This window comes from Acrocarpospora pleiomorpha, from assembly GCF_009687885.1.
Taxonomy (GTDB): Bacteria; Actinomycetota; Actinomycetes; order Streptosporangiales; family Streptosporangiaceae; genus Acrocarpospora; species Acrocarpospora pleiomorpha.
Map to the genome: position 1 here is coordinate 26,199 of NZ_BLAF01000077.1, position 26,004 is coordinate 52,202.

Below are 26,004 nucleotides of genomic sequence, written 5' to 3' on the forward strand. Positions count from 1 at the left end.
TTCAGGACTTCGCCGTGTGCACGGCGTTGTACAGGTCCCGCTTGGGGATACCCGCTCTTTTCGCCACGTCGACGATGGCTTCTTTACGGGTGACTCCGGTCGCCTCCAGTTGGGCGACCTGGGCGACCAGGTCTTCGATCTCGGGCTCGGTCTGATCAGGGGCGTACCCGGCGATGACGACGGTGATTTCGCCGCGGATGTCCCCGGCGGCCCAGTCGGCGAGTTGGCCGAGTCCGCCTCGCCGTACCTCTTCGTAGGTTTTGGTCAGTTCGCGGCAGACGGCGGCCTGGCGGTCGGGACCGAACGCCTCGGCCATCGCCTCGAGGCAGGCCTGGAGCCGGTGCGGCGCCTCGAAGAAGACCATCGTGCGTTCTTCGGTGGCCAGGCCTGCCAGGCGCCGCGCCCGGTCGCCGGACTTGCGCGGCGGGAAGCCCTCGAAGCAGAAACGATCGCTGGGCAGCCCGGAGATCGCCAGAGCGGTGGTCACGGCGGAGGGCCCGGCCAGGGCGGTGACGGGCACGCCGGCGTCGACGGCCAGCTTGGTCAGCCGGTAACCAGGATCGGAAACGCCGGGCATGCCCGCGTCTGTGATGACAAGCACGGTCTTTCCGTCAAGGAGCACATCGAGAAGTTCCTTCGCCCTGGTGATCTCATTGGCGTCGTAATACGACACCACCCGCCCGGTCACATTCGCCCCGAGATCGGACACCAGCCGCTTCAACCGCCGGGTGTCCTCGGCGGCGATCACATCCGCCGTTTCAAGCGCCGACCGCAGCCGTGGCGACGCGTCGCCGACCTGCCCGATCGGAGCGCCCGCCAACACCAGCCTGCCGAATTCACTCACCGAACCAGTATGTAATCTTCATGGCCCCTGTTTGGACTGTGGCCGAACAGGATCGAATCGGCGCGTACGTCGTGTTCGTGGCGTGGTGTCGCCAGTAGTGTGGGCGGGTGGCCGTGACCGACTTCGCCAATCAGGCGTACGAGCAGCCCGAGCCGGACCCGCAGAACTCATCGCCCTCCGTGCGCGATCGGCTGGTCCCGCCGATGCCCGGCAGCGCGATATGGGGGTGGCTCGGCCCGATCATCGTAACGATCTTCGGCGCTTTTCTCCGTTTCGACCGGTTGGGTACGCCCAAGGCGATCGTCTTCGACGAGACGTACTACGCGAAAGACGCCTGGTCGACCATCAAGTACGGCGTCGAGCGCCAGTTCATCGAGGGCGACGCGGCCAACCAGGCCGTGCTCCGCGGCGACACGAACATCTTCAAGGTCTGCGAACAAGTCGACCAATGCGCGTCATACGTGGTCCATCCACCCCTCGGGAAGTGGATGATCGGCCTCGGCGAGTGGATGTTCGGCCTGACCCCGTTCGGCTGGCGCTTCATGGCCGCCGTCATCGGCTCGCTGTCGATCCTCCTGCTGGCCCGGGTGGCCCGCCGCATCACCCGCTCCACGCTCCTCGGCTGCTTCGCCGGCTTCCTCCTCGCCCTGGACGGCCTGCACTTCGTCCTGTCCCGTACGGCCCTGCTGGACATTTTCCTGATGTTCTGGGTCATCGCGGGTTTCGCCTGCCTGGTGGTCGACCGCGATCGAAGCAGGCAACGCCTGGCCGACTGGTACGAGAGCTCCGGTGTCGGCGACATCGGCCCCTCGCTCGGCATCCGCCCGTGGCGCCTGGCGGCCGGCCTCTGCCTGGGCGCCGCTCTCGCCACCAAATGGACCGGCCTGTTCTTCATCGCCGCCTTCGGCATCATGACCGTCCTGTGGGACTTCGGCGCCCGCCGCTCCGTCGGCCTTCGCCAGTCCCTCCTCGGCACCACCCGCCGCGACCTCCCGCTCGCTTTCGCCTGGATCGCGCTCATTCCGCTGGTGGTCTACGTGCTCTCGTTCGCGGGCTGGTTCGCCACCGACCGCGGCTACGGCCGCAACTGGGACCAGGCGACCTCCGCCGGTCCCGTGTACTTCATCTTCGATTCGCTGCGCTCGTGGGTGGACTACCAGAAACAGATCCTGTCCTTCCATACCGGCCTGGACTCCTCGCATCCGTACGCGTCGGAGCCCTGGCAGTGGCCGATGTTGCTGCGTCCTGTGGCGTTTTTCTACGAATCGCCCAAAGGCTGCGGCTCGGACAATTGTTCGTGGGCCGTGCTCGGAACCGGCACGCCGATCATCTGGTTCGGCGGCGTCATCGCGCTGATCGCGATGATCGGCTGGTACGTGGCGACCCGCGACTGGCGCGCCGGAGCGATCCTGCTCGGGTATTCGGCGGGCTGGCTCCCCTGGTTCTACTTCCAGATCGTCGACAGCCGGACGATGTTCCTGTTCTATGCCATCCCGATGGTTCCGTTCATGATCCTCGCCATCGTGCTGAGCGCGGGGTTGATCATCGGCCCGATGACCCGGCCCGGCAACCGGCGCCTGTACGGGGCGGTGGGCGTGGGAGCGTTTGCATTGCTCGCGCTGGTCAACTTCTGGTGGCTCTATCCGGTGCTGTCGGCCGAGGTCATTCCGTACCAGGACTGGTATGACCGAATGTTGTTCAAGTCGGGCTGGATCTAACCTCTGGCGGGGGTGTCCGTATCGTGAGTCACTAGGGGGGTGGTCCCGAGTGTCTCTCGGTCGTCGTCAACGGTGGGTCCCATACGGCAGACTGCGGGTCATGCCCGCACCTGATGTGGCGGCGCTCCTCGCCGAACTGGAGCGTGCCGAGCCGGATGTCGCCGACTCGGCCAGAATCGCCGTGGAATGGCTCACCGGCGGTGAGGCCCTGGAGACCATCAGCCAACTCGACGTGTGCGAGTTCCTCTGGTACGCGTTGCCGATCAAGGTCACCGGAGATCATGTGGCCATCGCGCACGCGCTGGGGCGGCTGTTCGAGCTGGGCGGCATGGAGCGCTATGCGGCGTTGTGCGCGTCTGAGACGACCACGCACATCCTGCGCACCTATGGTCGCGAGGGCGAAGAGGCCGGGGCCGCCGCCTATCAGCAGGCGCTTGAGGCCACTGGCGTGTTGCCTCCTGACGTTCCCGAGCTCAGTTGGAGCTCCATCATGGGGCCGGAGGAGCTCGGGGCGCATGTCGCCTGCGCGGCCGCGCTCGAGCTCGCGATCGTGTCGGGTGAGCTGGCCATGCCGTACGAGCCGGAGACGCCCGCCACGACGGTGATGCGCGGTCTCACTCGGGGCAGGGTGGAACTGACCACGCGCTGGCTCACCGAGCCACGCGCCGAGCTCGGCGGCGACTGCTGGCTGCACCGCGTGCACGGCGAACGCCTCAACCGCTGGGTTCTCGGGCGCGGCAAGGCCCGCCGCGAGCTTGCCCAGCCCTTCGAGGTGCGGCTCTACGCGCCCATTCCCGCGCCCGCCGAGCCGCATCTGGCGTCGCTGTGGTGGTTGCTGGACTGGGCGGCCGGGAGCGGCGGAGTGCCGCTGACGCAGAAATTCAACCTGTCCCGGGCGCTGGTGGTGGAATCGGCGGAACTGTTCGGATGGGACGCGGTCACGGCCGGGTCCATCCGGGGTGAGGCGGACGTTCCCACGCTGACGATGCTGCGGGAGATCGTGAGCGACGAGCTGCGGGCTCTGCGGCGCAACGGCCGGAAGCTGGTGCTCACGGTCGCCGGCCGCAAGCTCGCCGACGACCCCGAGGCGATGTGGACGGCCGCGACGGCGGCCCTGCTCACGCCGGCCCAGGGGGAACACGATTTCGAGGTTTCGGTCCGGGAGGCGGCGCTGATGCTGCTCGCGGACGGAGACCCCCTGCCCTACGCGGAGCTGCGCGATCGGGTGGCCGACGTGGTCAACGGCGAAGGCTGGCGGTCCTCCGCCGGGGGGCAGGTGTCCGCCGCGGACCTGACCACCCCGCTCGGGGAGCTGCAGCGGCGGCTGGACGCGCTGGATCTGCGCATGTCGTGCGACTGGCGGGCGAGCTGGCAACTGACACCTGTCGGCCAGCAAGCGGTCCTGTCGGCGCTCCGCACGCAGGCCCTGCGCCCTCGCCAGTACGCAGGCCTCGGCTGAGACAAATCACGGGTCACATGCGGGCTTCCTCAAGTGCTCCTACATGAGGTAGAAGGTTAAAACCTGTACAACCCTCACCTTTGAGGTACCTGTGAAGAAACTGCTGCGATTCCTCACGGCTCCCGTCGTGGCGATCTCCCTGCTCCTGACCGGATTATCGACCCCTGCCCGCGCCGAGACCGATGCGCAACTCGCGGCATCGTGGCAGCTCGCGTGGGACACGTACCGGTTCTACGAGATCCTGACCGCTCCCCTGCCCTGGACCGGACGGAGCCAGGTCACCCGCGACATCTCGATCGACATCAACGCCCCCATCGCACACGTCTTCGACGCCTACTCCAACGTCAACAACCACATCGGCATGCACTCGTTTCTCAAACGAGTGGTGACCCACGCCGACTGGACCGAGAACGACGTCCGCTACATCAACTTCACCGCGATCGAGGACATCCCCCTCGTGGCCGGCATCCCCATCAGCAGCAAAACCCACGCCCAGCAGCGAATTCACCGCAACGAGTTCTACTACGAAACCGACTCCTGGACCCTCCCCAACGTGGTCACCCACCAGAAAATCATCTTCACCGACCTCGGCAACGGCACCACCCGAGTGACCGAACACCTCACCTTCGAGGCGAGCATCCTCCTGATCGACTTCACCGTGACCAACGGCGTCTCCTCACATCAGGCCACCCAAGCAGGCCTCAAGGCAGCGATAGAGAACGGCACACTCTAACAATTCACGCACTGTGCTGATGCTGCTCAGGCAGCTGGCTCCTACTCCCGTTCCTGGCGTAACACCGCCAGGAACGGGGCGTACCCGCTGAAATAATGGGCACAATAAATATGTCGCGCCCGGCGAGCCGGGCGGCTACCGTTCTGGATAACACGAGCAAGGCGCTCGGACAGAAGCAGGGAAGGTGACAGTCGTGAGCTACGAGGACCAGCGGGAACAGGCGCGCAGTCTGCGTTCACTGGACGCGCAATCCCTGCGCGCGCTCGTGCTGCGGCTCCGGCGGTCCCCCTGGTAAACCCACAAGGGACCACCGCGAGGCCGCCAGGGACACCCCGGCGGCTTTTTCTTTTCCCGCACTTCCTCAAGACGCGACCGGGTTCGCGCATGCTTAAAACTCAATAGTGGAGAAATTCTATAGGGATCGTATTCACGACACCCCTATCCCGGGCTGATGGTGAAAAGGCATCACACCTGCCTTGCAAGCAGGAGTTCAGGTTTCGAGACCCTGTCGGTCCACATGTCACCAGACACCCCGGTCGCGGATGCCAGATCGTCTAATCGGCAGGACCTCCGGCTTTGAACCGGACACGTGCACGTTCGAATCGTGCTCTGGCAGCTCACGAGCCCCACCGGGCTCAGACGTCCGTAGCCCAACTGGCAGAGGCGCCGGCCCGAGATGCCGGAGGTCGCGGGTTCGAATCCCGCCGGACGTACGCGAAACAGGCCGCTCTAGCCCAACGGCAGGAGGCACCGTGCTCAGGACACGGGACGTCGGGGTTCGAATCCCCGGAGCGGTACGAAACTCATGGAGGGGCCAGCCGACAGATGGCGACGGCCGCAGTCCCGAAAACTGTCGGCGCTTTCGAGCGCGTGCGAGTTCGACCCTCGCCCCCTCCGCTCACGACAAGGCCCGTTGGTCTAGCTGGTCAGGACACCTGACTCTCACTCAGGAGATCACCGGTTCGAATCCGGTACGGGCTACCAGCATTGTCATGCCCCGTTGGTCTAGCGGTTCAGGACGCCCGGCTTTCACCCGGGAGATCGCCGGTTCGAATCCGGTACGGGGTACCTCCAGCTCACGTAGCTCAAATGGACAGAGCTTCACCCTGTCAAGGTGAGAGATGCGGGTTCGAATCCCGTCGCGAGCGCCATGGCCGCATAGCTCAATGGAGAGAGCGCCGGTCTACGAAACCGGGTCATGTGCAGGTTCGACTCCTGCTGCGGCTACGAGAAGAAACGGCTCAGCCGGTCTTACACATCCCTGCCCTCCGTGTCAGTGGAGCTGCGACCGGGCGTCCGAAGCCCGGTATCCCGGTTCGATTCCGGGCGGAGGGACGATCGCCACCGAGCCATGCGCCCACGGGCCGCGCATGACGTACGAACGGATGCGCCCCCACGGTACGTAATATATTCGTCACTCAACTGAGTATGGTCACCGAAAGTGACCTCCCGACAACATGAAGTCTCCCGAAGAGCGGAGGCTGATGTGGCCAGTGAGTTCCAGCGCAGAAAGATCATCGGAGTTTTCCGTACGATGGATGTGGACGGAGACGGCCAGTTGACCGAGGGCGACTTCCAGGCGCTCGCCCAGCGCTGGATGGCCGTCGCCGGATCCGTCGATCCGGAGCGACTGGCTTCCGTCATGACCGGCTGGTGGCCGGTGCTCCAGGCCGCCTCCGACCACGACGGCGGCAACGCCGTCACGCTCGACGAGGTGCTCCACGTCGTGGAAGGCCTCGGCGACATGGCGGACGCGGTCTCCGGCACCGCCGACGCGATGTTCGAGGCCATCGATCTCAACGGGGACGGCCTCATCTCCCGCTCGGAGTACGGCGCGCTCATCGAGACGTGGAACGGGGCGCCCGCAGCGACCGATGAGATCTTCCCCCGCCTCGACCTGGACGGCGACGGCCACCTCACCCGCGACGAGTTCCGCATCCACTGGACCGAGTTCTGGGCAGGCGACAACCCGAACGCTCCCGGCACCTACGTCTTCGGCGTGCTGACGGAATAGCCCGGGACAGCGTCAGCGCGGAGTGAGGCCGTACCGCTCGATGATCTCGGGCAGCCAGTCGGGCTCCTCGAACCGCAGGCCATAACGTTCGGCCAGGTCGGCGCCCTCCTCGGAGGCGGCCGGCCCGGCCGCGATGAGCTCGGACACCTCGCGGAAGAAGTGTTCGAAGCCGGCCGGACTGATGATCTCGATCATGCGAGCCTGCACCGCGCCGGCGTTCCACATGGCATGCAGCTCGCCACGCGGCTTGGTGATGTAACCGCCGGGACCGAGGACGACCTCACGATCGCCGGAGCGGAAGCCGATCTCACCCTCGATGACGATCGAGTACTCGTCTTCCCGGGTGTGCAGGTGCGGTGGCACCAGCGCACCGACCGGAAACGGATGCTCGACCACCGACAGCGCGCCGCCCGTGTCGTGACCCCACAGCTTGAACTGCACGCCGATGGCACCAAGCTCGCCGACTTGTCCCTCGCCGGGACGAACCACCGTCAGCGGTGGCGAATCAGGCAGTTCCATGAGACCTCGCTGGTCGATATCGTGATACACATCTGTTTTACGAAATCGTCCAACCGGCGACGGCAGGATGTCAAAGCAATTGAGCGGACAGGAGCGTCCCTCCCAAACCCGCGGCTACCAGATGCGCAAACGCGCCGAGAACGTGACCGAAACCCGCCAGCGCATCATCGAGGCGACCGTCGAACTACACGGCACCGTCGGACCGGCGGCCACGACCGTCTCGGCGATCGCGGCGGCGGCCGGTGTCACCCGGCTCACCATCTACCGCCACTTCCCCGACGAGCAGACCCTGTTCACGGCATGCACCGCGCACTGGGCATCCGGTCAGCTCCTCCCCGACCCCGACGCATGGGAACGCGTGAGCGACCCCGCGGAGCGCCTGCGCGTCGCACTGACCGACCTCTACCGCTTCTACCGCGACGCCGAACCGATGCTGACCAACGCCGGACGCGACCGCGCCGCTCTACCCGCCCAGCTGCGGGAGAGCGCCACCGCCGGAGAGACACGGCAACTCGACCTGCTCCTGCGGCCGTTCCACGCGCGACGCCGACCCCTCCGGGCCGCCGTCGGCCACGCGGTCTCGTTCTGGACATGGCGCTCGCTGTGCCACGACCACGGTCTGTCCAACGAGGAGGCGACGCAAATGATGATCGAACTGGTGATGCTCACCACACGGAAATAATCGCGTGACCCGCTGCCAGCTGCGCGAGCTGGATTATCCGGTACGGGCGACGATGGGCCCGGTAGGTGGGTACCGGCTCGCCGCGGGCAAGGCCATGCCACCGTTGCTGCTGGACGACGATGAGGCGGTGGCCATCGCGGTGGGGCTGCGCACCGCAGCCTCGCATCCGGTGGATGGCATCGAGGAGGCGTCCGTACGGGCCTTGGCCAAGCTGGAGCAGGTGCCGTCGTCCCGGCTACGGCACCGGGTCGGCGCGCTCGGCGCCGCTACTGTTCCGATGCTGACCAGGAACGAGCCTCGGCTGCGAGTTCGACGTGCACGAGCCGCCAGAGCTGGTGGCGTATCTGCGTGCGCTGGGCGGCCGCGCCACTCGGGCCGCCGGAGCCGATCGTCCACCCGACGGGGAAATGTAGGGCGCGGCCAGCCCTCAGGCCGCCGCCAGTTCGGCGTTGGCCCGCTGTGTGACAAGGGTCAGCACGTGGCCTGCGACGGCCATGTCCTCGGCCGGGATGTCCGCGTACAGCCGGGCGGTGATGTCGGCGACCGCGTCGCTGATCTGGTGCTGCAGTGCCTGACCGGCCTTGGTGACGTGTACGCGCTCGTCGGGCAGGACCTCCGCCAATCCGGCGTCTGTCAGTTCGGTGAGCGTCTCCAGCACAGCTGATTCGTCGATCTTCAGTGTGCTGGTCATCCGGTCGAGGAGCCAGGCGCGGCCGACGACTCCGCCGTTGTTCGCCACGGCGTTGAGGGCGACCGATTGCTGGAATGACGTCTGGATGCGGGCCAGTTCGCGTTCGAGGACGGCCCGGGTGGCGTAATGGGCCTGGCCGAGGACCTGGCCGTTGAGGATCGGGGTGGTGGACATGATTGCTCCTTCGTCAGCGGTCGAGTGGCTGGACGGTTCAATCCGCGGGTGAACGGCTCGGTGAGTCTTCTGGGGATCATCACAACCAGACCATACTGATACTGAGTACCATTTGGCAATAAGCATTAAAAGACGCTCAGGTCCGATAGAGGCTGGGGCTTGGGACGCTAGGGTGTTGACATGGCATCCGTCTCCTCGGCCGCTGACCGTTCACTGCCGCTGCGGGAACGCAAGAAGCTGCGCACCCGTCGGGCGCTGGCCGATGCCGCGCTGCGCATGTTCACCGAGAAGGGCTTCGATGCGACCACACTGGAGGAGCTGGTCGACGTGGTGGAGGTGTCCAAGAGCACCTTTTTCCGCACCTTCCCGGCCAAGGAAGCCGCCGCCATCGAAGCCGAAGTCGAGCTGTGGTCGGCCTACCTGACCGCGCTGCGGGACCACACTCTGTCGGGCGTCGTCCTCACCGAGATGAAGGACATCCTGTGCGGGGTCGTCACCGGACTCGATGCGGATTGGCCGGATCGCTATGTCGCCACCCGTCGGCTCGTGCTGACCGCGCCGACCCTGATGGCCTACACAGCACACCACCGTGCCGACATCCAGCAGCAGATCAGCGACCGGCTTGCCGACAAGCTCGAACTGCCGGTCGGAGACCTTCGACCTCAGGTGCTGGCAGAACTCACCACCACCGCCTGGACCATCGCCGCCCGCGCCTGGGTCCGCACCGGCGGCCAGGGCGGACGCCAGTTCCTCCTCGAAAGCGTCGAACACGCCTTCCAGACCATCCCCGCCAGCCTGGAGCTGTCCGTCCAAACAGGAAGATGACGCAAACGCCTGCCGAGGCCACAACAGCGGGACGATGCGAAGATCGCTTCCCGAGCCCGGGTTGATCGTTTCCCAGCGGCAGAGGACGGCGGGGCACACTCGTCCTGGCCTGACCTACCGGCTCATACAGGCACTCCATGGTTGGTAGCCGGGCCGTTAGAGTTCACGGATGCTGCTGACAATCCTTGGTGGATGCGGGGCGTGGCCGGGGGCGGGCCAGGCCTGCAGCGGTTACCTCGTGGAGCATGATGGGTTCAGGCTGCTCCTCGACCCTGGATATGCGACGGTGCCGCGACTGCTGGAACGGGTCACCGCCGAGCAGGTCGACGCGGTGTTCATCAGTCACGGACATCCCGATCACTGCGCCGACCTGAACCCGCTGTTGCGGGCGCGTGCATTGCCTGCTGACCCGCCGCCGCTGCCGGTGTACTCGCTGCCCGGCGCCCTGGACGCCGTACTCGCGCTGGACCGGCCGGGGATGCTGACCGACGCCTATGTGCTGCACGAGTTCACCGCTGGCGACCGGCTCGACATCGGGCCGTTCCGTGCGCAGACCCGTCTGCTGCCGCACTCGGTGCCCAATTCCGGCGTACGGCTGGCAGCGGGCGACCGGGAGCTCGTGTACACCGGTGACACCGGCCCGAGCCCCGATGTGGTGAACCTGGCGCGCGGTGCTGACCTGCTCCTAGCCGAGGCCACCTACGCGGACTGGGTCCCGGAGAATTTGCGATTCCACCTGTCGAGCGCTCGCCAGGCCGGCCGGCAAGCCAAGGAAGCCGACGCGCGACACCTGTTACTGACTCACCTGCAGCCAGGCACAGACCCCACAGCCGCGCAAGCCGCCGCCGAGGCCGAATACGACGGCGAGATCGGCGTCGCCACTTCCGGTCTCGTCATCGATCTTTCCTGAGCAAGGGTTCCTCGGGCTCAATCGCGTTCACGCCGATGTGGCATGGGGTGCGCAGCACGATCGCATCCATCCTCGCGCGCACGGCGACATCGCGGAAGCGAATCGCTAATCAGGGTGAAACTTTCAGCGGCCACGCCGGATTCCCACGGACCGCATTTCCTTCTATTCCCTGGTCACTACAAGAACGGCGTGACCAATGATGCGTGAGGTGCTTTCTGGACTAGGCCCCGAATCGCCGTGCTGGACGGTTCAAGATCTTGTATATAACCTCCGGGCGTTCCCGCACTCCTGAGTTAATGAGGTGTGAATTGACCGAACGCTCGTGGGGACGTCGCCTGACGACGTCGATCGCACTCGCCATCACGGCACTGGCCGCCACCTTCCTGCCCGCCACTCCCGCTCATGCCGCGTACGGCCCGGATCAGCAGGTCTACGTGCAGGTGATCGCCAACGACGGCTCTGGGATGCAGCTGGCCCGCCTGGAAGGAACCGTCGCGTTCGATGATTCCAACACGAAGTACCGCTACTCGCTGAGCGTGTGCTGGCAGAGCGGCGCCTACCCCCAGCCGTCCTTCCTCATCATCGTCAACGGCTCAGCCACGAACTACCCGGTCTGGACCGGCTCCACCTCGGCTACCGGGTGCCAGCAGGTGAACCTGTACAGCGCCGAGGTCAACTTCGGCAGCGCCGTCTACAACCTCCGCTTCGACGTCACCGCCGGCTGGTTCAGCAGCAGCGGGTACAGGACGCGCACCAAGAGCAGCGGCACGTACGACAACCCCTTCAACTGAGCACCAATAACACAACCGCCCTGTTCCTTGATCGGGAACAGGGCGGTTTGTTGTGACAGTGAAGGTGCATGACCCGGCGAAATGGGACGCGCCAGAAGATCGCCTCCCGTTCCAGCGGTGATCGTTTCCCAGGTGATCCAGCCCCTGGAGGGATACCTTCAGACAATGGACGAGCAGACGCTTCCAAAAGCGGGCATGACGATCAGCGTGCGGACTCGCCGGGACGTTGTGATCATGGATCCGGCGCGTTTCATGACAGCGGCGCGTACGGCATACCGTGATCTCCACCCTGACGTCAGCGAGGAGGCCGCGGCCGAGAGCGTCACAGATGTATACGACGCGGTGAACATCCTGCTGGACCGACTCGGCCGGCTGACAGCTGATGCGCCGGAGATGCCGATCGGCCGCGATGAGTCACGTCGAGGCCACCGTGTCCTGGACCGCCCCGACGGCCTGTCCCCAGCGGGCGAGATCCACCAGATCGTGCTCAACGATCCAAGGCCGTTGCAGGACTACGGCTGTTTCCTACCTGAAGACCCGTTCGCCTTACCCTCCGGCTCCACTCCGCAAGAGGACTGACACCACCCGAGCCTGCAAAGGCCCACTCAGCAGCTAACGACACATTCCGGGACAAGTGGGTAAATATCCCTCCGTATCGATGTGGGCGACTCGTGGAGGCGAGCGATGCGGGGCCGACAAGGGAGCGTCCGGCAGGCGTCACTCCTTTGACCATCACCGTGGTGCTGGGGTTGGCGGCGGCGGCCCTGCTTGGGGTGGGGTTCGTCGCCCAGCAGCACGCGGCGTACACCGAGCCGCTCGGGGAGATGCTGCGGCTGCGCCTGCTGCTGGATCTGATCCACAAGCCGCTGTGGCTGGGCGGCCTCGGCGCGATGATCGCCGGCCAGGTGCTCGGCGCGCTCGCCCTGCACCGTACCGACGTGGCGCGCGTCGAGCCCCTCCTGGCGACCAACCTCATTTTCGCCTTGGCCATGGCGGCGGCCGTGTACCGGGAGCGCCTGGGCCGGTGGGAGTGGCTGGGGGCGGTGCTGGTCAGCGGCGGGGTGGCAGCGTTCCTGCTGTCCGGGGAGCCGCACAGCGGAGGGCCGCCCGTCTCGGCCTCGGTGGTCTGGGTGGCCATGCTGGTCACGCTGCTGACGGCGGCCGGGCTGGTCGTGGTGGCGGTACGGGTCACGCTGCCCATCAAGGCGATGCTCCTGGCGGCGGCCGCGGGCATTCTCTACGGCATCCAGGACGTGCTGACCCGCGACTCCCTGGTCAGGATGGGGCGAACCGGGCACGGTCCGGCCTGGTTGCTGACCACCTGGCAGCCGTACACCCTGATCATGGTCGCGGTGGTGGGCCTCCTGCTCAGCCAGAGCGCCTTCGACGCCGCGCCGCTGCGCGTCTCGCTACCGGCCGCCACCGCGGCCGAGCCGATCATCGGAATCGTCCTGGGCGTGGCCATCCTCGGCGAACGCCTACGCGTCGACCCTCCCGCCCTGGCGGGCGAGGTCGCGGGGCTGATCGCGCTGGTGACCGGCATCGTCATCCTCGGCCGCTCACCGTTCCTGGCCAAGTCCGAGCAGGGCGCCTCCCGGCGTCCGGAGCGGCGGCAGAAATGATCGCGGTCATCTTCGCCCTGCTCTGCGCGGCGAGCAACGCCACGGCGTCGGTCCTGCAACGGCGCGAGGCGCGCACCATGCCGCTGACCATGGCCTTCCGGCCGTCGCTCATCTGGGCCCTGCTGCGCCGCCCGGCCTGGCTCGGCGGCGTGGCCGCGCTCATCGCCGGATTCCTCTTCCAGGCCACGGCCCTGTCCTTCGGCGGGCTCGCGCTGGTCCAGCCGCTGCTGGTCGCCGAACTGCCCCTCACCATGATCGGGATCTCGCTGATACTCAACGTCACCGTGGACCGGCAGTCATGGCTGGCGACTGCGGCGCTGACCGGCGGACTGGCCCTATTCCTGCTCACGGCGGCGCCCAGCAGCAACAGCCGGGCGGTCATCTCCGCCGACGAGTGGGCGCTGGCCGGAGGCGCGACAGTCCTGCCCTGGCCGCGCCGATCGCGGCGGCACGAGCCCTCCCGCCGATCGGCCGCGCGGTCGCCCTCGGCATAGCCACCGGCATCGGTTTCGCCTTCACCGCGACCTTCATGCGGAACAGCACCATCATCCTCCGGGCCGACCCGGCCGCGCTGGCGACCTCCTGGCAGGTGTACGCGATGGTGGCCACCGGCATAGGCAGCTTCTTCCTCCTCCAAAACACACTCCAGAGCGGCCCTTTGATCGCCGCTCAACCGGCGCTCACCATCAGCGACCCGGTGGCCAGCGTCCTCTACGGCATCATGCTCTTCGACGAGCAACTCCGCTCAGGCGCCTGGATCATCCCCGAACTCACCGGCATCGCCCTGATGGTGTACGGCAGCATCTTGCTCGCCAGGTCCCCCGCAATCCACCAACTGAAAGCCGACTCCCCCACACAACCCTCACCGAAGTAGAACGCTCATCCCCTCTTCCGCTTGACGCCCGAAGAGCCGGATCGCTTCCTGAGGCCGGGTTGATAGTTTCCCAGCGGTGACGGAACAGGAGGCCTCATGAACGGCATACGTGGCTGCGCGACCTGGCGGCGATGGCGAGGCCTGACGGGCGCGCCACTTCATCCGGGTGCCCGCATATGAGAATCATGACCCTCAATGTGCTGCTCGGGGGTGAGGACCGGTTCGGAGCGCTGCGTACGATCATCGCGGCGGAGCGGCCTGATCTGCTGGTCCTGCAGGAGTGTGTGGGCTGGGAGGACGGTGTCAGGCTGAGTGCGGTCGCCGAGGTCATCGGCGTACCGGCGGATGGGAAGCACACGATCCTCGGCCGGGCGAACGCGCGGTCGAGTGGGCGGCGATACAACGTGTGCGTGGTGTCGCGTACGCCCATCCTGCAGTGGCGTGTGCACATGCCGCCGACGCTGGCTCACTGCGTCGTTGAGGCCGAGTTGGCATGGCCGGACGCCGACGAACCGCTGCTGCTGCTCGCTACGCACCTGGTGCACAGCGATGAGGATTCGCGGCTGACGGAGGTCGGCGAGTTGCTGGCATTGGCCTCTCCGGAGCGGCTGGCGACCCGTCCCTGCGTACTCGTCGGCGATCTCAACGCGCTCGACCGTGACGATCCGTACCCGGCCGATCTCGACCGCCGGCTCGCAGCGGCGGGCATGCACAAGTACGGCCATCCGCCCCGTTTCGAGGTCATGGATCGCCTGCACGCCGCCGGCTGGATGGATGCGCTTCGCGCTCGGCCGCGATCGCACCGCTGGGTCACCGCCCAGCGCAACAGGGGAACCGCGACGGTGGACACGCGCACCGACTACATCCTCCTCTCCCCTCCCCTGGCGCCTCGGCTCGCGGGAGCCGAGGTGATCGATGTTGGCTCGGCCTCGGATCACCACGCGCTGGTGGCTGAATTTCTCGGGGCGGCCGTCCCCTGACGCTGGAGGTTGCGGCGGTGGCCCGTGACATAAACGGTGATGTGAAGGATTGTCAGGATGACCGTTTGGGTGGTTTTGTAACTCCGGAATAGGCGATATTTCTGGATTTCCTACGCGTCAACTCGTGTGCCCTATACCCTGCGCAAAGTCACGTTTTCGGAGGAGTGTCCAGAGGGAGCCGGTGTGGCATTGTCATGGGGCGATCTCCCGGTCGGGAGAGTGCTCCGCTTTGCCGGAGTCGATTCCAACATTGATGCCAATGTGATGGAATTGTTGTTGGATCCTTTACCGGAGACCGGCCCCGCCGTCATCACCTACGCGGCGGTTGAAGGTGATTCGGTCTCCGAGTTGGTGGAATCCATCCTCCGGGAGCTGGAAATACTGGCCATCGGACTTTTCCCGGCCTGGTTGCCCGAAGGGGAGAGGCTCTCCGGCCCCGGCGGCGGCGGAGTGGCGGCGGCGAGGATCCTCGCGACGCGCCTGGCGTCGAGCACCCGTCATTTCGGACCGTTCCTGGCCGACCTCGCCAGCCGGGCCATCCAGCACCGCGGCCCATTGGTTCCTGGGCAGCGCGGTCCCAAAGGACGATCGTTCCCCGCGGAGTCGCGGGCGGCTGGTCTGGCCCGGGTCATCGCCTCCACGTTCGGCCGCGAATCGGCGGCGCTGGTCATCTACGTGCCGGAGAAGCTGACCTCCCATGGGGAGACCCTTCTGGTTGCCGGATGTGAGTGGCTGGCGCACCGGAGCGGCATGGGGATCTGGCTCGTCGGCCCCGAACTGCGCCGCGTCGAAAACCTCTACCTGAAGGTGCCCGCAGCGGTTAGGAGACTGGCCGACGAGATGACGGCACCGCCGCTCACCGCGACGGTGGGAGTGCCGCCGATCGCCGGAAGGCCGCACGCGGGGAGTGCGGTCGAGCAGGCGATGGAGGCGGCCCTGGCGGAATGCGCGTGGGCTCATGGCCGGACCTGGAATCAGACGTACCAGTCCAAGGACCCGTTGTTCGTGATGATTCGTACGGATCTGATGTGGGTCCCGGAGAAGTGCGTCGTGGAACTCGACGGACCGGAACACGAGACGTTCGCCCAAATGGAGCGCGACCAGATTCGTGACCGGCACCTGGAACGTGACGGGTTCACGGTGTTGCGATTCACCAACCAGCAGATAATGGGCGATCTACGGGCGGTTTTGCGCCACATCGAAGAATTCCTCCGGGGGCGACGCCTCGGAATGAGCGAAGGAGCAGGCTGATGTCCGAAGGAAGACTCACATACCAGCAGGTCGCAGCTCTGCTCGTCTTGAGGGAGCTCGGAACCGCGTTGGCCAACAAGGAACTGAAAGAGGAGTGGGGCTTGGATCTCAAGCCCCCGAACCGCAAGGGTCTCATCGACTCCGGGTTGATTAAGTCGGAAACCAAAGCCAATCGAGCTCTGTGGTTCACGATCACACCGGCTGGTGAAGATCGCGCAATCGAGGAAGTACGCAAGGGAGTCCCGGTGACCTCCCGCTCGGGCAAGACGCTGGCTCTTCTGTACCTGCGGTCCCTCTTGGCGCCCAAAGTGGCGGTCCCAGCCGTCGAGGAACCCGTTCAGGCGTGGGTCACGACGGTGTCGCCGGAGGAAGTGGAAGACCGGATTCGCGAGGCCTATGCGAAGATCACGCCTGGCGCTGGCCGGTGGGCCGCGATGACCAAGCTGCGAGCCCTCCTGACGGACATCGACCGGGATCTCCAGGACGACGTTCTGCGCACCATGATGCTGGCAGGGCGGGTGGACATCGAGCCCGTTGCGATCTTGGGTGACCTGAAGCCCGAAGACCACGCCGCCGCGATCGTCATCGGCAGCACGCCCAACCATCAGTTCCGCGTCGGAGCGTGACGATGGTCACCGAATGGTACGCGCTGGAGAGTCTCAAGATCTTCTCGACCGTCAACGCCAGTGAGGATGTCTGGCGGCCGGTTCCGTTCCACGTGCCCGAGATGCACCCGGCGGCTTCCTACGCTCTTCGCTCCGGACTGGATGCCGCCGCTGACTCTCCCGTGACCAGCCCGATCGGGGTGGTCCTTGAGGGTGGCGCCGGAAGCGGAAAGACGCACCTGATGAGCTGGCTGCGTGAGCAGGTCATCCAGCGCGATGGTTACTTCTTCCTCATGGGCATTTTCGACGCCCGCAACTTCTGGGAAAGCGCCGTCGTGTCCATCCAGGACGGGCTGGCTCGGGTGGGCACAGATGAGGAGACCCAGCTCAAGCGGTTCCTTCGCAATCTGACGGGCCTGATGCAGCTCCCGCGAAAGAACCAGCAGGCGATCATCGGCAACCAGATGGTCACCCGCGAAGATCTCGATCTGTTCATCGAGGCCCTGTACAGAATCGATCGCCGGGTTGGCAGAGAGGCACAAGACGTCGCTCGGGCTCTTGTGCTCCTGGGGGCCACTCACGATGCCCTGGTGGACATCGGCGAGTCCTACATCTGCTCAATCGAGGATGGCGAGAGCTACCGGCTGAGTTGGGGCTTCCGGCAGGTCCACAAATCTCCGCAGGAGATCGTCCGTGACATCTCGCGGCTGCTGGCGTTGACCGGTCCGAGTGTGATGGCCTTCGACCAGCTCGACGCGTTCATCATGCAGAGCAGCCTCTTCGTCGAGGGCGGCCCCGACAGTTCGGCGAACTCGGCAGTTCTTCAGTTCGCTCATGGGCTGACCAACCTTCGTGAGATGACCAGCCGAACCCTGACGGTTCTCTCCTGCCTGCCAGAGACGTGGACGCTGATTGAGGAGCGGGCTGTCAAGAGTTTCAAGGACCGCTTTCGGAAGGCCGCGTTCCTTCGGCGCATTCCAACTCCGGAGGTTGGGGCGGAGCTCGTCACCATGCGACTCGCGGAGCACTTCAAGGACATTGGTTTCGACCGGCCATATCCAACGTGGCCAATCAAGCCGGAGGCTTTCGCTCAGGCTCCCTTCTACACTCCGCGTGAGGTCCTGGAATGTCTGTCCAGGCACATCCAGAAGTGCCTGCTCCAGGGCAAGATCACTGAGCTGGACAGCCTCGACGCGCCCTCAAACGAGGTCGGTCCTTTCCTGAAGTCTGATCCCGAAAAGGAAGTACTTCAGGCGATCGACACCAAGTTCGCAATGCTGGCGGATACGGCCGACGTCAGTGGAGCGCTGGATGCCGAGCTGGAGGATGCGGTTCTTCCTGACCTGATTTCGGCGGGCCTCCGGGCCTGGATCGTGGAGCAGCGCGGGACGTCCGCGCGTTACCGGGTCGACCCGCCAATGGGCCAGAAGACCTCTCTTCACGCGGGTCTCAAGCAAGTCCTGAACGAGGCAACCGAAGACGAGATCCACTGGGCGTTCCGCGGCATCGCCGCCACGCACCATCTCGCGGCGCTGACCCGGCTCCGCAAGGCGGTGCTCAAAGCCGGTCTCGCGGAGGAGAGTCCCAAGCGCCGGTTGATCATCATCCGGAACATCCCGTGGAACTCCGGGCCGGTCACCCAGGAAGCGGTTGCCGGCTTCCACGCCAGGGGCGGCCGGGTGATCGAGGCCGACGAAGAGAACCTCAAGGTGCTGTACGCCCTTCGGGACCTCTTCGCGGAGAACCTCCCGCACCTCGACCAGTGGATCGCCAGCAGGAAACCCACCGCCAACCTCAAGCTCCTCAAGGACGCTTTAGATGATTGGCCGGATCAGGAGCCTCAAGCCCCAAAAGCCCCTGAAGGGCCGCCCGCGCAGGCGAAGCCCGTACTGACTCACGAGGCCGGTACCTCGGAGGAAAGCCGGCCGGTCGGGGTGCCGTCGCTGACCGTAGGGCGCTCGTACGATCGCGGGCTTCCGGTCTCCGTCGAGTTGGAGGCGCTCCGTAAACACATTGCGATCTTCGCGGGATCCGGCTCGGGAAAGACCGTACTGATCAGGCGAATCATCGAGGAGTGCGCCCTTCAGGGCGTCTCCTCGATCGTGCTCGACCCGAACAACGACCTCGCCCGTCTCGGCGACGCCTGGCCGGAGGAGCCTTCCGCCTGGGGCCCCGGTGATGGGGGTCGGGCGGCTCGTTACATCGCGGACACCGATGTCGTGGTCTGGACGCCGCGCAGGGAGAAGGGCCGTCCGCTGGCCTTCCAGCCGTTGCCCGACTTCTCCAGCGTCCGGGACGACGTCGACGAGTTCAACGAAGCCGTCCACGCCGCCATGGCGGCGCTCGCCCCACGGGCGAAGGTGGAAGGCGGCACCAGCAAGGCCCAGGTCGCTCGGGCGGTGCTCATGGAAGCGGTTGTCCACTTCGGGAAGTACAAGAGCGGCGGCCTCGACGGGCTGATCAATCTGCTCGCCGACTTCCCCGAGGACATCAGTCAGATCAACGGAGCAGCGAAGATCGCGGATGGGCTCGCCCAGGTGCTCCGGGCTGCCGCCGTGACCGATCCGCTGTTCGGTGGAGAAGGTGAGCCGGTCGATCCCGGGCAACTTCTCACTCCGGCCGCGGGGAAGCGGGCCCGGGTTTCGGTCATCAGCTTCGTGGGGCTCCAGAGCGACTCCGACCGGCAGTCCTTCGTGAACCAGTTGCAGATGGCGCTGTTCGCCTGGATCAAGAAGAACCCCGCCGGTGACCTGCCCCTCGGTGGGCTCTTCGTCATGGACGAAGCGCAGACCTTCGCCCCCTCTGGCGCCATGACCGCGTGCACGCAGAGCACACTCGCCCTCGCTTCCCAGGCCCGGAAGTACGGGCTCGGGCTGGTGTTCGCGACCCAGGCGCCCAAGGGCCTGCACAACCGGATCCCGGGCAACGCGGCAACACAGTTCTTCGGCCTGCTCAACGCGGATGTGCAGATCGAGGCCGCCAAGGCGATGGCCCGCGTCAAAGGCGGCAGCGCCGATGACATCGGTTCGCTTCGCAGCGGCCAGTTCTACGTCGCACCTGAGGGCGCGGGGTTCGCGAAGGTGCGGACACCGCTGTGTCTGACCCATCACCCCAGGGCGCCGCTGACGACCGAGGAGGTCATCGCCCGAGCGAGCCGATGACCTTGCAGGTCAGCCGGTACATACCGGCACAGGACCCGTATGCTCGGGCACATGGTATTGCCCGCGCAGCGGGCGCTGGTCCCCCTGGAGTCGGTGCTCGGACTGCTGGACCTGCTGCTCGATGAGACGGCCGACGAGCAGAGCGCCGTCGCGCCTCTCGCCGAGTTACTCGACGGCGCCGAGCTGGCCGGCGTGCTACGGCGGACGCGGCAGGTGCGGGCGGCGCTTGCGCGGTGGCGCCGGCGCGACCAGGAGCTGTCCGCGCTGCTGTCCAGCGCGCGTGAGCTGGCCGAGCTGCGCGATCTGGACGCGCTGCTGGACCGCTTGGTGGCCCGGGCGCATGGCCTGGTGGGCACCGACGTGACGTATCTGTCGGAGTTCGACCAGGAGACCGATGAGTTGCGGGTGCGCTCGACACTGGGCACGTTCGCGCCCGAGTTCCGCCGGCTTCGGGTGCCTCCGGGAAAGGGGCTGGCCGGCAAGGTCGTGTCCACGCGCAGCCCGCAGTGGACGACGGACTACGACCACTATCTCGACGTCCCGCATGACGCGGAGATCGACGAAGCCGTGCGGGCCGAGGGGCTGGTGTCGCTGCTCGGTGTGCCGCTGGTGGCGGGCGACCGCGTGCTGGGGGTGCTGTTCGCGGCCAACCGCGACGAGCACGCGTTCACGCCCGAGGAGATCGCGCTGCTGTCGGCGTTCGCCGACCACGCGGCCGTGGTGTTGCAGACGGTGCACCTGCTGGCGCAGGCCCGCGCGTCGGCCGAGGCGGCGCGGGCGGCCAACGATGATCTCGCGCGCACCATGGCGGCGAGGGAACGCGCCAGCGCGGTGCATCAGGACCTCACCCATGCGGTGCTGCGCGGGGGCACCGCGCACGAGGTGGCCCGGACGCTGGCCGCCTCGTTGGGACGGTCGGTGGAGATCTTCGACCGCGACCTGGCCCCGCTCGCCTCGGCGCGGACCGATGCCGCGCGGGAGTCCTCGCCCGTGACCGCGCACGTACGCGCCGCGGTCGAGCGCAGCCGTACCACGGGACGGTGCGTGTTCCTGGACCCGTCGGATGACGGGGCGTCTGTCGTGGTCGCCGTGGTGGCCGCCGAGACGCTGCTCGGCGCGATCCTCGTCGGCCACGGCGAGCTCGCGCTGGGCTCGGTCGAGCGGCGCACGATCGAGCGCGCGGCGCAGATCGTGGCCCTGCTGGCGCTGAAGCGGGAGGCCGTCGCCGAGGCCGAGGAGCGGGTGCGGGGAGAGCTGATCTCCGACATCCTGCTGGGCGACGGCGCGCACCGCGAGGAGCTGATGTTGCGGGCCCGCGCCCGCGGGGTCCGGCTGGAGTCGCTGCGCATGGTCGTGGCGGTGCTGGTGCCGCGGGACCGGCGCAGGGCGGCCGTGCAGGCGCTCGGCACCTGGCGCCCCGGCCTGCTGGCCGGTGAGCACTCGGGCTGTGTGGTCGTGCTGACGGACGCGGCCGACCCCGACAGCGCGGCGGCCGAGGTCCGTGAGCGGGTACGCCCGCTGACGGGGGCGCCGGTGCTCGTGGCGGCCGACGCGCCCGTCGCCACCTGGGGCGAGCTGGGCGCCCGGTTCGAGCCGCTGCGCCAGTGCGCCGAACTGCTGCACGGCATGGGCATCCAGGACACGGCCGTCAACGCGGCGGCCTACCAGCCGTACCTGGCCCTGTTCGGCGCCGGGCGCGACGGGATCGTCGCGTTCACCGAGGCGGTGCTCGGGCCGGTGCTGCGCTGGGACCGCGATCATTCGACCGACCTGATGAAGACGTTGCGCGCCTATGTCGACTCGCTCTGCAGCCCGGCGCGGGCGGCGCGAGCGCTGAACATGCACATCAACACGGTCAACCAGCGCCTGGAAAGGATCACCCTGCTGCTCGGCCCCGCGTGGCGCGAGCCGGAGCCGTTCTTTCGCGTCACCGTTGCCGTACGTATGCACGCCCTCGCGACCGGTCTGTGATCTACGTCGATTCACACATGGCAATGGCTTCAACGGCGTGTGATTCACCCATGGGCGCGGCTTTCGGGTCGGACTTAAGCTTCCGCACAAGCCGCTTGCGTTGCGGCTCGGTTAACAGCCTGTTTCGGCGGTATGCGGGAGGCATCGTGGGTGTTCACAGCCGGTTGGCGGGGTTTCGCGACCTGTCGCCCGGGGAGCGGCGGGCCATCGCCGCGAAGAGCGCGGGGCTCGATCCCGGCGCGCTCGACGTGCTCGATCCGGCCGCCGGGCTCACCCTGGACCAGGCCGACCACATGATCGAGAACGTGGTCGGGGTTCTCGGGGTGCCGGTGGGCGTGGCCACGAACTTCAGCGTCAACGGATCCGATGTCCTGGTGCCGATGGCGACGGAGGAGCCGTCGGTGGTCGCCGCGGCGAGCAACGCCGCGCGCATCGCCCGCATCCACGGCGGCTTCGCCACGACGTGCTCGGCGCCGATCATGCAGGCGCAGGTGCAGGTGCTGGGCGCGGCCGATCCCCACGCGGCGCGGCTGCGGCTGCTGGAGGCGCGCGGTGAGCTCGCCGAGTTGGCGAACACGCAGGACCCGCGCCTGGTGGAGTTCGGCGGCGGCGTACGGGACATCACCGTACGGCTCGTGCCGTCGGGCGAGGACGTCTACGTCGTGCTCCACCTCGTGGTCGACGTGCGGGACGCGATGGGCGCCAACGCGGTGAACACGATGGCGGAGGCCGTGGCGACCAGGGTGGGTGAGATCGCCGGGGGCCGTACCCTGCTGCGGATCCTGACCAACAAGGCGGACCTGCGCCTGGCCAGGGCACGCGCCGTCTTCGACGCCGAGGCCCTCGGCGGCTCGCGGGTGGTGCGGGACATCGTGCACGCGGCGGCGCTGGCCGAGGCCGATCCGTACCGGGCGGCGACGCACAACAAGGGCATCATGAACGGCGTCACCGCCGTCGTGCTGGCGACGGGCAACGACACCCGCGCGGTCGAAGCGGGCGCGCACTCCCACGCGATCGCCCCGGACGGCCGCTACACCTCCCTGTCCCACTTCGAGCGCGACGCCGAAGGCAACCTGTCCGGCTCCCTGGAACTGCCCATGCCGGTCGGCCTGGTCGGCGGGGCCACGAAGGTGCACCCGGTGGCGCGCGCGGCGGTGCGGCTGCTGGGGGTACGGACCGCGAGCGAGCTGGCCGGCATCGTCGCCGCGGTCGGGCTCGCGCAGAACCTCGCCGCGCTGCGGGCCCTGGCCACCGAGGGCATCCAGCGAGGACACATGTCACTGCACGCGCGCAACGTGGCGGTGACCGCGGGCGCGAGCCCCGAAGAGATTCCCACGGTGGTCGCGCGCATGCTCACCGCCAAGGCGGTACGCGCCGACCGTGCCGAGCAGATCCTGGCCGAGCTCCGTGCCGGAGCCGGTGCAGCCGAAGGAGATTGAGCCATGGTTTTGGACGTGGGTATCGACGTCGGGGGCACCTTCACCGACGCCGTCGCCATCGCGGACGGCCGCGCCGTGCGCGGCAAGGCGTTCTCGACGCCGGATGTGACGACCGGCATTCTCGCCGCGCTGAGCATCCTGCGTGAGCAGGTTGGGCTGAGCGAGGCGGAGTTCTATCCGGCGATCGACCGGTTCGTGCTCGGCAACACCATCGTCACCAATGCGGTGGACGAGCAGAAGTACGCCCGGGTGGGACTGCTGACCACGCAGGGCTTCCGGGACACGCTGCGGATCGCCCGATCCGCCCGCACCGACGAGCGTGACGCGCACCAGCTGACCCCACCGCCCGACATCGTGGATCGGCGTCTGATCGTCGAGGTGCCGGAACGTGTCGATGCGCACGGGACCGTGCTGGTGCCGCTGTCGCCCGACGCTGTGCGTGCGAGCGTGGAGGAAGTGCTGGCGGCCGGGGCCGAGTCGATCGCGGTGTGCCTGCTGTGGTCCTTCCGCAATGACGCGCATGAGCGGGCGATCGCCGACTACCTGCGCGAGCACCACCCGGACGTGCCCTATTCGCTGTCCAGCGCGCTCACCCCGGTGTACCGGGAATACGAGCGTATGGTGACCACGGCGCTGGACGCCGCGGTCAAGCCGATCGTCGCGACCCACTTCCAGCATCTCGCCCATGAACTGGCCGCCAAAGGGCTGCGCAGCAGGGTGCAGATCATGCAGGTCCACGGCGGGTTCCTCTCAGTCGAGGAGACCGCGCGGGCGCCGATCTCGATGTTCAACTCCGGCCCTGTCGGCGGGGTGACCGGCGCGCGTCTGCTCGGCATGCGGCTGGGCCGGCGTCGGGTGCTCACCGCCGACATGGGCGGGACCAGCCTGGACGCCGCCGCGATCATCGACGACGAGTTGCGGGTGCTGCCGCGGGCGGAGATCGGTGGGCTGCCTACCAGCTTGACCGCGGTGGACATCGAGACCATCGGCGCCGGGGGTGGCAGCCTGGGCTGGATCGACGGCCGCGGGGTGCTGCGCGTGGGCCCGCACAGCGCCGGTTCCGTGCCCGGGCCCGCCTGCTACGACGCGGGCGGCGAGCGTCCGGCGGTGACCGACGCCGCGCTGGTCATGGGGCTGATCAACCCCGACTACTACCTGGGCGGGACGGTCACCCTGTCGCCGGGCAAGGCGCGCGAGGCGATCCGCCGGCACCTCGCCGAGCCGCTCGCGCTCTCCGAGGACGCCGCCGCGCACGGCATGTACCGGCTGGCGACCTCGCAGATGGCCAACGCGCTGCGCAAGATCACCGTCAATCGCGGGCACGATCCCCGCGAGTTCACCCTGGTCGGCTTCGGCGGCGCCTGCGGACTGTTCGCCGCCGCGATCGCCGCCGAAACGGGAGTGGGCGAGGTGATCATCCCCCGCAACGCCGCCGTGTTCTCCGCCTACGGACTCATGCACGCCGACTCGGTCTTCTCCGCAGTCCAGACCAGCCCGTGGACGATGAACCAGCCGGCCGAGGCACTCGAAAAGGAGTTCGCCGCCCTGGAACAGCGGGCGCGGGACTGGTTCGACGCCGAGGGCATCCCCGCCGACCGCCGCGCGGTCTTCCGCGAGGCTGACATGAAGTTCGTCGGCCAGATCTTCGAGGTGACCACCCGCCTGCCCGAGGAACCGTTCCGGGAGGGCGACAAGGAGGGGTTGCGCCGCCGGTTCGTGGCCGACTACGAGGCCGAGTTCGGCACCGGCACCGCGTGGACCGAGGCCGAGGTGCTGCTGGTCAACTCACGAGTACGGGCGGTCGGCCGCACCGAGACGCAGACCGTGACCGAGACCTTCGACCAGGAGCAGCACACCGCCACCACGCGGGAGGTCATCGAGCCGCTATCCGGACACCGCCAGCACGTCGAGGTGCACCGAGGGTTCGGCGCGCTCGGCAAAGCCGAAGGCCCCTGCCTGATCGAGGAACCCGACACCACCGTCTACGTGCCGCCGGACGCGACGGTCGAAGTCATCGACGGCGGGCACTTCCTCATCCGCCTGAACCACGCCGACGCCGCCTGATCGAAGGAGACCCCCCGTGAGCTCACCGACGCCCGCCGACTTCGACCCGGTCACTCTGGAAGTGATCAGGATGCGCCTCGACTCGATCGTCGAGGAGATGGGCATCGCGATGATCCGGTCTTCCGGATCGCCGGTCATCACTGAGGCCGGTGATTTCAACACCGCGCTGTTTGATCCCGCCGGGCGGATCTACGCCTATTCGGACTACGTGCAGTTCCACATCGGGTCGGGCAGTGTGGCCGTCCGCAACCTGATCGAGGTCATCGGGGACGAGCCGTTGTATCCGGGTGATGCGTTCATCTGCAACGACCCGCACACCGCGGGGGCGAGTCACCCGCCCGACACCAATGTGATCTCCCCGATCTTCCACGGCGCCGAGTTGGTCGGCTGGGCGCAGTCGCAGGCGCATCTGCTGGATGTCGGCGGCATGACCCCTGGCGGGTTCGCGCCCGGCGCGCGCGACTGCTACAGCGAGGCCTTGCGACTGCCGCCCGGGGTGAAGGTCTTCGAGCGGGGTGAGCCGGTGGAGTGGGTGCGGCGGATCCTGCTCAACAACGTCCGCGTGCCCGTGCCCTATTGGAACGATGTGCGCAGCCTGGTGGCGAGCAACAACACCGGTATCCGCCGGCTGCTGGCCACGATCGAGGAGTTCGGCCTCCAACAGTTCACGGCCTACA

23 protein-coding genes, 9 tRNA genes and 1 pseudogene are annotated in these 26,004 nt (G+C 67.2%); 30 read left to right on the top strand and 3 right to left on the bottom strand.

What is annotated here, in order from left to right:
- Window position 1 precedes the first annotated feature (1 nt).
- A complete protein-coding gene (gene rsmI / locus Aple_RS44050) occupies window positions 2-844 on the bottom strand; it encodes a 16S rRNA (cytidine(1402)-2'-O)-methyltransferase (protein WP_155350748.1) in 843 nt (280 codons plus the stop codon).
- A gap of 107 nt (window positions 845-951) precedes the next feature.
- On the opposite strand from rsmI, the gene Aple_RS44055 reads away from it, so the two are divergent.
- The 13 genes from Aple_RS44055 (at window position 952) to Aple_RS44115 (ending at window position 6,768) form a co-directional block, all read left to right on the top strand.
- Window positions 952-2,562 (top strand): dolichyl-phosphate-mannose--protein mannosyltransferase, encoded by a 1,611-nt coding sequence (locus Aple_RS44055; protein ID WP_155350749.1) that lies wholly within the window; start codon window positions 952-954, stop codon window positions 2,560-2,562.
- Between the two features lie 100 nt (window positions 2,563-2,662).
- Window positions 2,663-4,021 (top strand): hypothetical protein, encoded by a 1,359-nt coding sequence (locus Aple_RS44060; RefSeq protein WP_155350750.1) that lies wholly within the window; start codon window positions 2,663-2,665, stop codon window positions 4,019-4,021.
- A gap of 91 nt (window positions 4,022-4,112) precedes the next feature.
- Complete coding sequence (locus Aple_RS44065) at window positions 4,113-4,754, top strand: SRPBCC family protein (RefSeq protein WP_155350751.1); 642 nt, start codon at window positions 4,113-4,115, stop codon at window positions 4,752-4,754.
- A 445-nt stretch (window positions 4,755-5,199) separates the two neighbouring features.
- Window positions 5,200-5,270: transfer RNA gene (locus Aple_RS44070), tRNA-Ala, on the top strand.
- 27 nt (window positions 5,271-5,297) lie between these two features.
- Window positions 5,298-5,370, top strand: a tRNA-Gln gene (locus tag Aple_RS44075).
- Window positions 5,371-5,393: 23 nt separating this feature from the next.
- A tRNA-Leu gene (locus Aple_RS44080) sits at window positions 5,394-5,467 on the top strand.
- Between the two features lie 10 nt (window positions 5,468-5,477).
- Window positions 5,478-5,551 (top strand) — tRNA-Leu (locus Aple_RS44085).
- A 10-nt stretch (window positions 5,552-5,561) separates the two neighbouring features.
- A tRNA-Ser gene (locus Aple_RS44090) sits at window positions 5,562-5,651 on the top strand.
- 10 nt (window positions 5,652-5,661) lie between these two features.
- Window positions 5,662-5,738 (top strand) — tRNA-Glu (locus tag Aple_RS44095).
- A gap of 10 nt (window positions 5,739-5,748) precedes the next feature.
- A tRNA-Glu gene (locus Aple_RS44100) sits at window positions 5,749-5,822 on the top strand.
- Window positions 5,823-5,828: 6 nt separating this feature from the next.
- A tRNA-Asp gene (locus Aple_RS44105) sits at window positions 5,829-5,905 on the top strand.
- A gap of 1 nt (window position 5,906) precedes the next feature.
- Window positions 5,907-5,981, top strand: a tRNA-Arg gene (locus tag Aple_RS44110).
- Window positions 5,982-6,240: 259 nt separating this feature from the next.
- Entirely contained in the window at window positions 6,241-6,768 is a 528-nt protein-coding gene (locus Aple_RS44115) for an EF-hand domain-containing protein (protein WP_155350752.1), read from the top strand.
- Between the two features lie 12 nt (window positions 6,769-6,780).
- Here the strand turns inward: Aple_RS44115 and Aple_RS44120 are convergent, their stop codons facing one another.
- Window positions 6,781-7,287, bottom strand: a complete 507-nt coding sequence (locus Aple_RS44120; RefSeq protein WP_155350753.1) for a cupin domain-containing protein — start codon at window positions 7,285-7,287, stop codon at window positions 6,781-6,783.
- Between the two features lie 79 nt (window positions 7,288-7,366).
- Between Aple_RS44120 and Aple_RS44125 the strand changes: the two genes are divergently transcribed.
- Together Aple_RS44125 and Aple_RS55195 are read left to right on the top strand one after the other, a co-directional pair.
- Window positions 7,367-7,969 carry a TetR/AcrR family transcriptional regulator gene (locus Aple_RS44125; RefSeq protein WP_218038816.1) on the top strand — a complete coding sequence of 201 codons (603 nt, stop codon included), beginning with the start codon at window positions 7,367-7,369 and terminating at the stop codon, window positions 7,967-7,969.
- 16 nt (window positions 7,970-7,985) lie between these two features.
- Window positions 7,986-8,249, top strand: a pseudogene (locus Aple_RS55195) (helix-turn-helix transcriptional regulator); the annotation flags it as partial.
- A gap of 147 nt (window positions 8,250-8,396) precedes the next feature.
- Here Aple_RS55195 and Aple_RS44135 read toward each other — a convergent pair.
- Window positions 8,397-8,834: a winged helix DNA-binding protein gene (locus Aple_RS44135; RefSeq protein WP_155350754.1), complete on the bottom strand. Its 438-nt coding sequence runs from the start codon at window positions 8,832-8,834 to the stop codon at window positions 8,397-8,399.
- A gap of 180 nt (window positions 8,835-9,014) precedes the next feature.
- Here Aple_RS44135 and Aple_RS44140 point away from each other — a divergent pair, with 180 nt between their 5' ends.
- From Aple_RS44140 to Aple_RS44210, 15 genes are all read left to right on the top strand, one after another.
- Window positions 9,015-9,659 (top strand): TetR family transcriptional regulator, encoded by a 645-nt coding sequence (locus Aple_RS44140; protein WP_155350755.1) that lies wholly within the window; start codon window positions 9,015-9,017, stop codon window positions 9,657-9,659.
- A 169-nt stretch (window positions 9,660-9,828) separates the two neighbouring features.
- Window positions 9,829-10,569, top strand: a complete 741-nt coding sequence (locus Aple_RS44145; protein ID WP_155350756.1) for an MBL fold metallo-hydrolase — start codon at window positions 9,829-9,831, stop codon at window positions 10,567-10,569.
- Between the two features lie 308 nt (window positions 10,570-10,877).
- Window positions 10,878-11,360, top strand: coding sequence for a hypothetical protein (locus tag Aple_RS44150; protein ID WP_155350757.1), 483 nt, complete (start codon window positions 10,878-10,880; stop codon window positions 11,358-11,360).
- Between the two features lie 165 nt (window positions 11,361-11,525).
- Entirely contained in the window at window positions 11,526-11,939 is a 414-nt protein-coding gene (locus Aple_RS44155) for a hypothetical protein (protein ID WP_155350758.1), read from the top strand.
- A 146-nt stretch (window positions 11,940-12,085) separates the two neighbouring features.
- Entirely contained in the window at window positions 12,086-12,982 is an 897-nt protein-coding gene (locus Aple_RS44160) for a DMT family transporter (RefSeq protein ID WP_218038817.1), read from the top strand.
- Window positions 12,979-13,476, top strand: coding sequence for a DMT family protein (locus Aple_RS44165; RefSeq protein WP_155350759.1), 498 nt, complete (start codon window positions 12,979-12,981; stop codon window positions 13,474-13,476). The genes Aple_RS44160 and Aple_RS44165 overlap by 4 nt, the downstream gene beginning before the upstream one ends.
- A gap of 35 nt (window positions 13,477-13,511) precedes the next feature.
- The gene (locus Aple_RS44170; protein ID WP_155350760.1) at window positions 13,512-13,856 is read left to right on the top strand and encodes a hypothetical protein; all 345 of its coding nucleotides are present in this window, start codon (window positions 13,512-13,514) and stop codon (window positions 13,854-13,856) included.
- 176 nt (window positions 13,857-14,032) lie between these two features.
- Window positions 14,033-14,836, top strand: coding sequence for an endonuclease/exonuclease/phosphatase family protein (locus Aple_RS44175; RefSeq protein WP_155350761.1), 804 nt, complete (start codon window positions 14,033-14,035; stop codon window positions 14,834-14,836).
- 126 nt (window positions 14,837-14,962) lie between these two features.
- Window positions 14,963-16,087: an endonuclease domain-containing protein gene (locus tag Aple_RS44180; RefSeq protein ID WP_170321968.1), complete on the top strand. Its 1,125-nt coding sequence runs from the start codon at window positions 14,963-14,965 to the stop codon at window positions 16,085-16,087.
- Window positions 16,087-16,713 (top strand): hypothetical protein, encoded by a 627-nt coding sequence (locus Aple_RS44185; protein ID WP_155350763.1) that lies wholly within the window; start codon window positions 16,087-16,089, stop codon window positions 16,711-16,713. Before Aple_RS44180 ends, Aple_RS44185 begins: the two co-directional genes overlap by 1 nt.
- A gap of 2 nt (window positions 16,714-16,715) precedes the next feature.
- Window positions 16,716-19,853: an ATP-binding protein gene (locus Aple_RS44190; protein WP_155350764.1), complete on the top strand. Its 3,138-nt coding sequence runs from the start codon at window positions 16,716-16,718 to the stop codon at window positions 19,851-19,853.
- Window positions 19,854-19,904: 51 nt separating this feature from the next.
- Window positions 19,905-21,824 (top strand): helix-turn-helix domain-containing protein, encoded by a 1,920-nt coding sequence (locus Aple_RS44195; protein ID WP_155350765.1) that lies wholly within the window; start codon window positions 19,905-19,907, stop codon window positions 21,822-21,824.
- Between the two features lie 146 nt (window positions 21,825-21,970).
- A complete protein-coding gene (locus Aple_RS44200) occupies window positions 21,971-23,263 on the top strand; it encodes a hydroxymethylglutaryl-CoA reductase, degradative (protein ID WP_155350766.1) in 1,293 nt (430 codons plus the stop codon).
- Between the two features lie 3 nt (window positions 23,264-23,266).
- Complete coding sequence (locus Aple_RS44205; protein WP_155350767.1) at window positions 23,267-25,327, top strand: hydantoinase/oxoprolinase family protein; 2,061 nt, start codon at window positions 23,267-23,269, stop codon at window positions 25,325-25,327.
- Window positions 25,328-25,343: 16 nt separating this feature from the next.
- A partial coding sequence (locus Aple_RS44210) for a hydantoinase B/oxoprolinase family protein (RefSeq protein WP_174889959.1) occupies window positions 25,344-26,004 on the top strand: 661 nt, incomplete at its 3' end.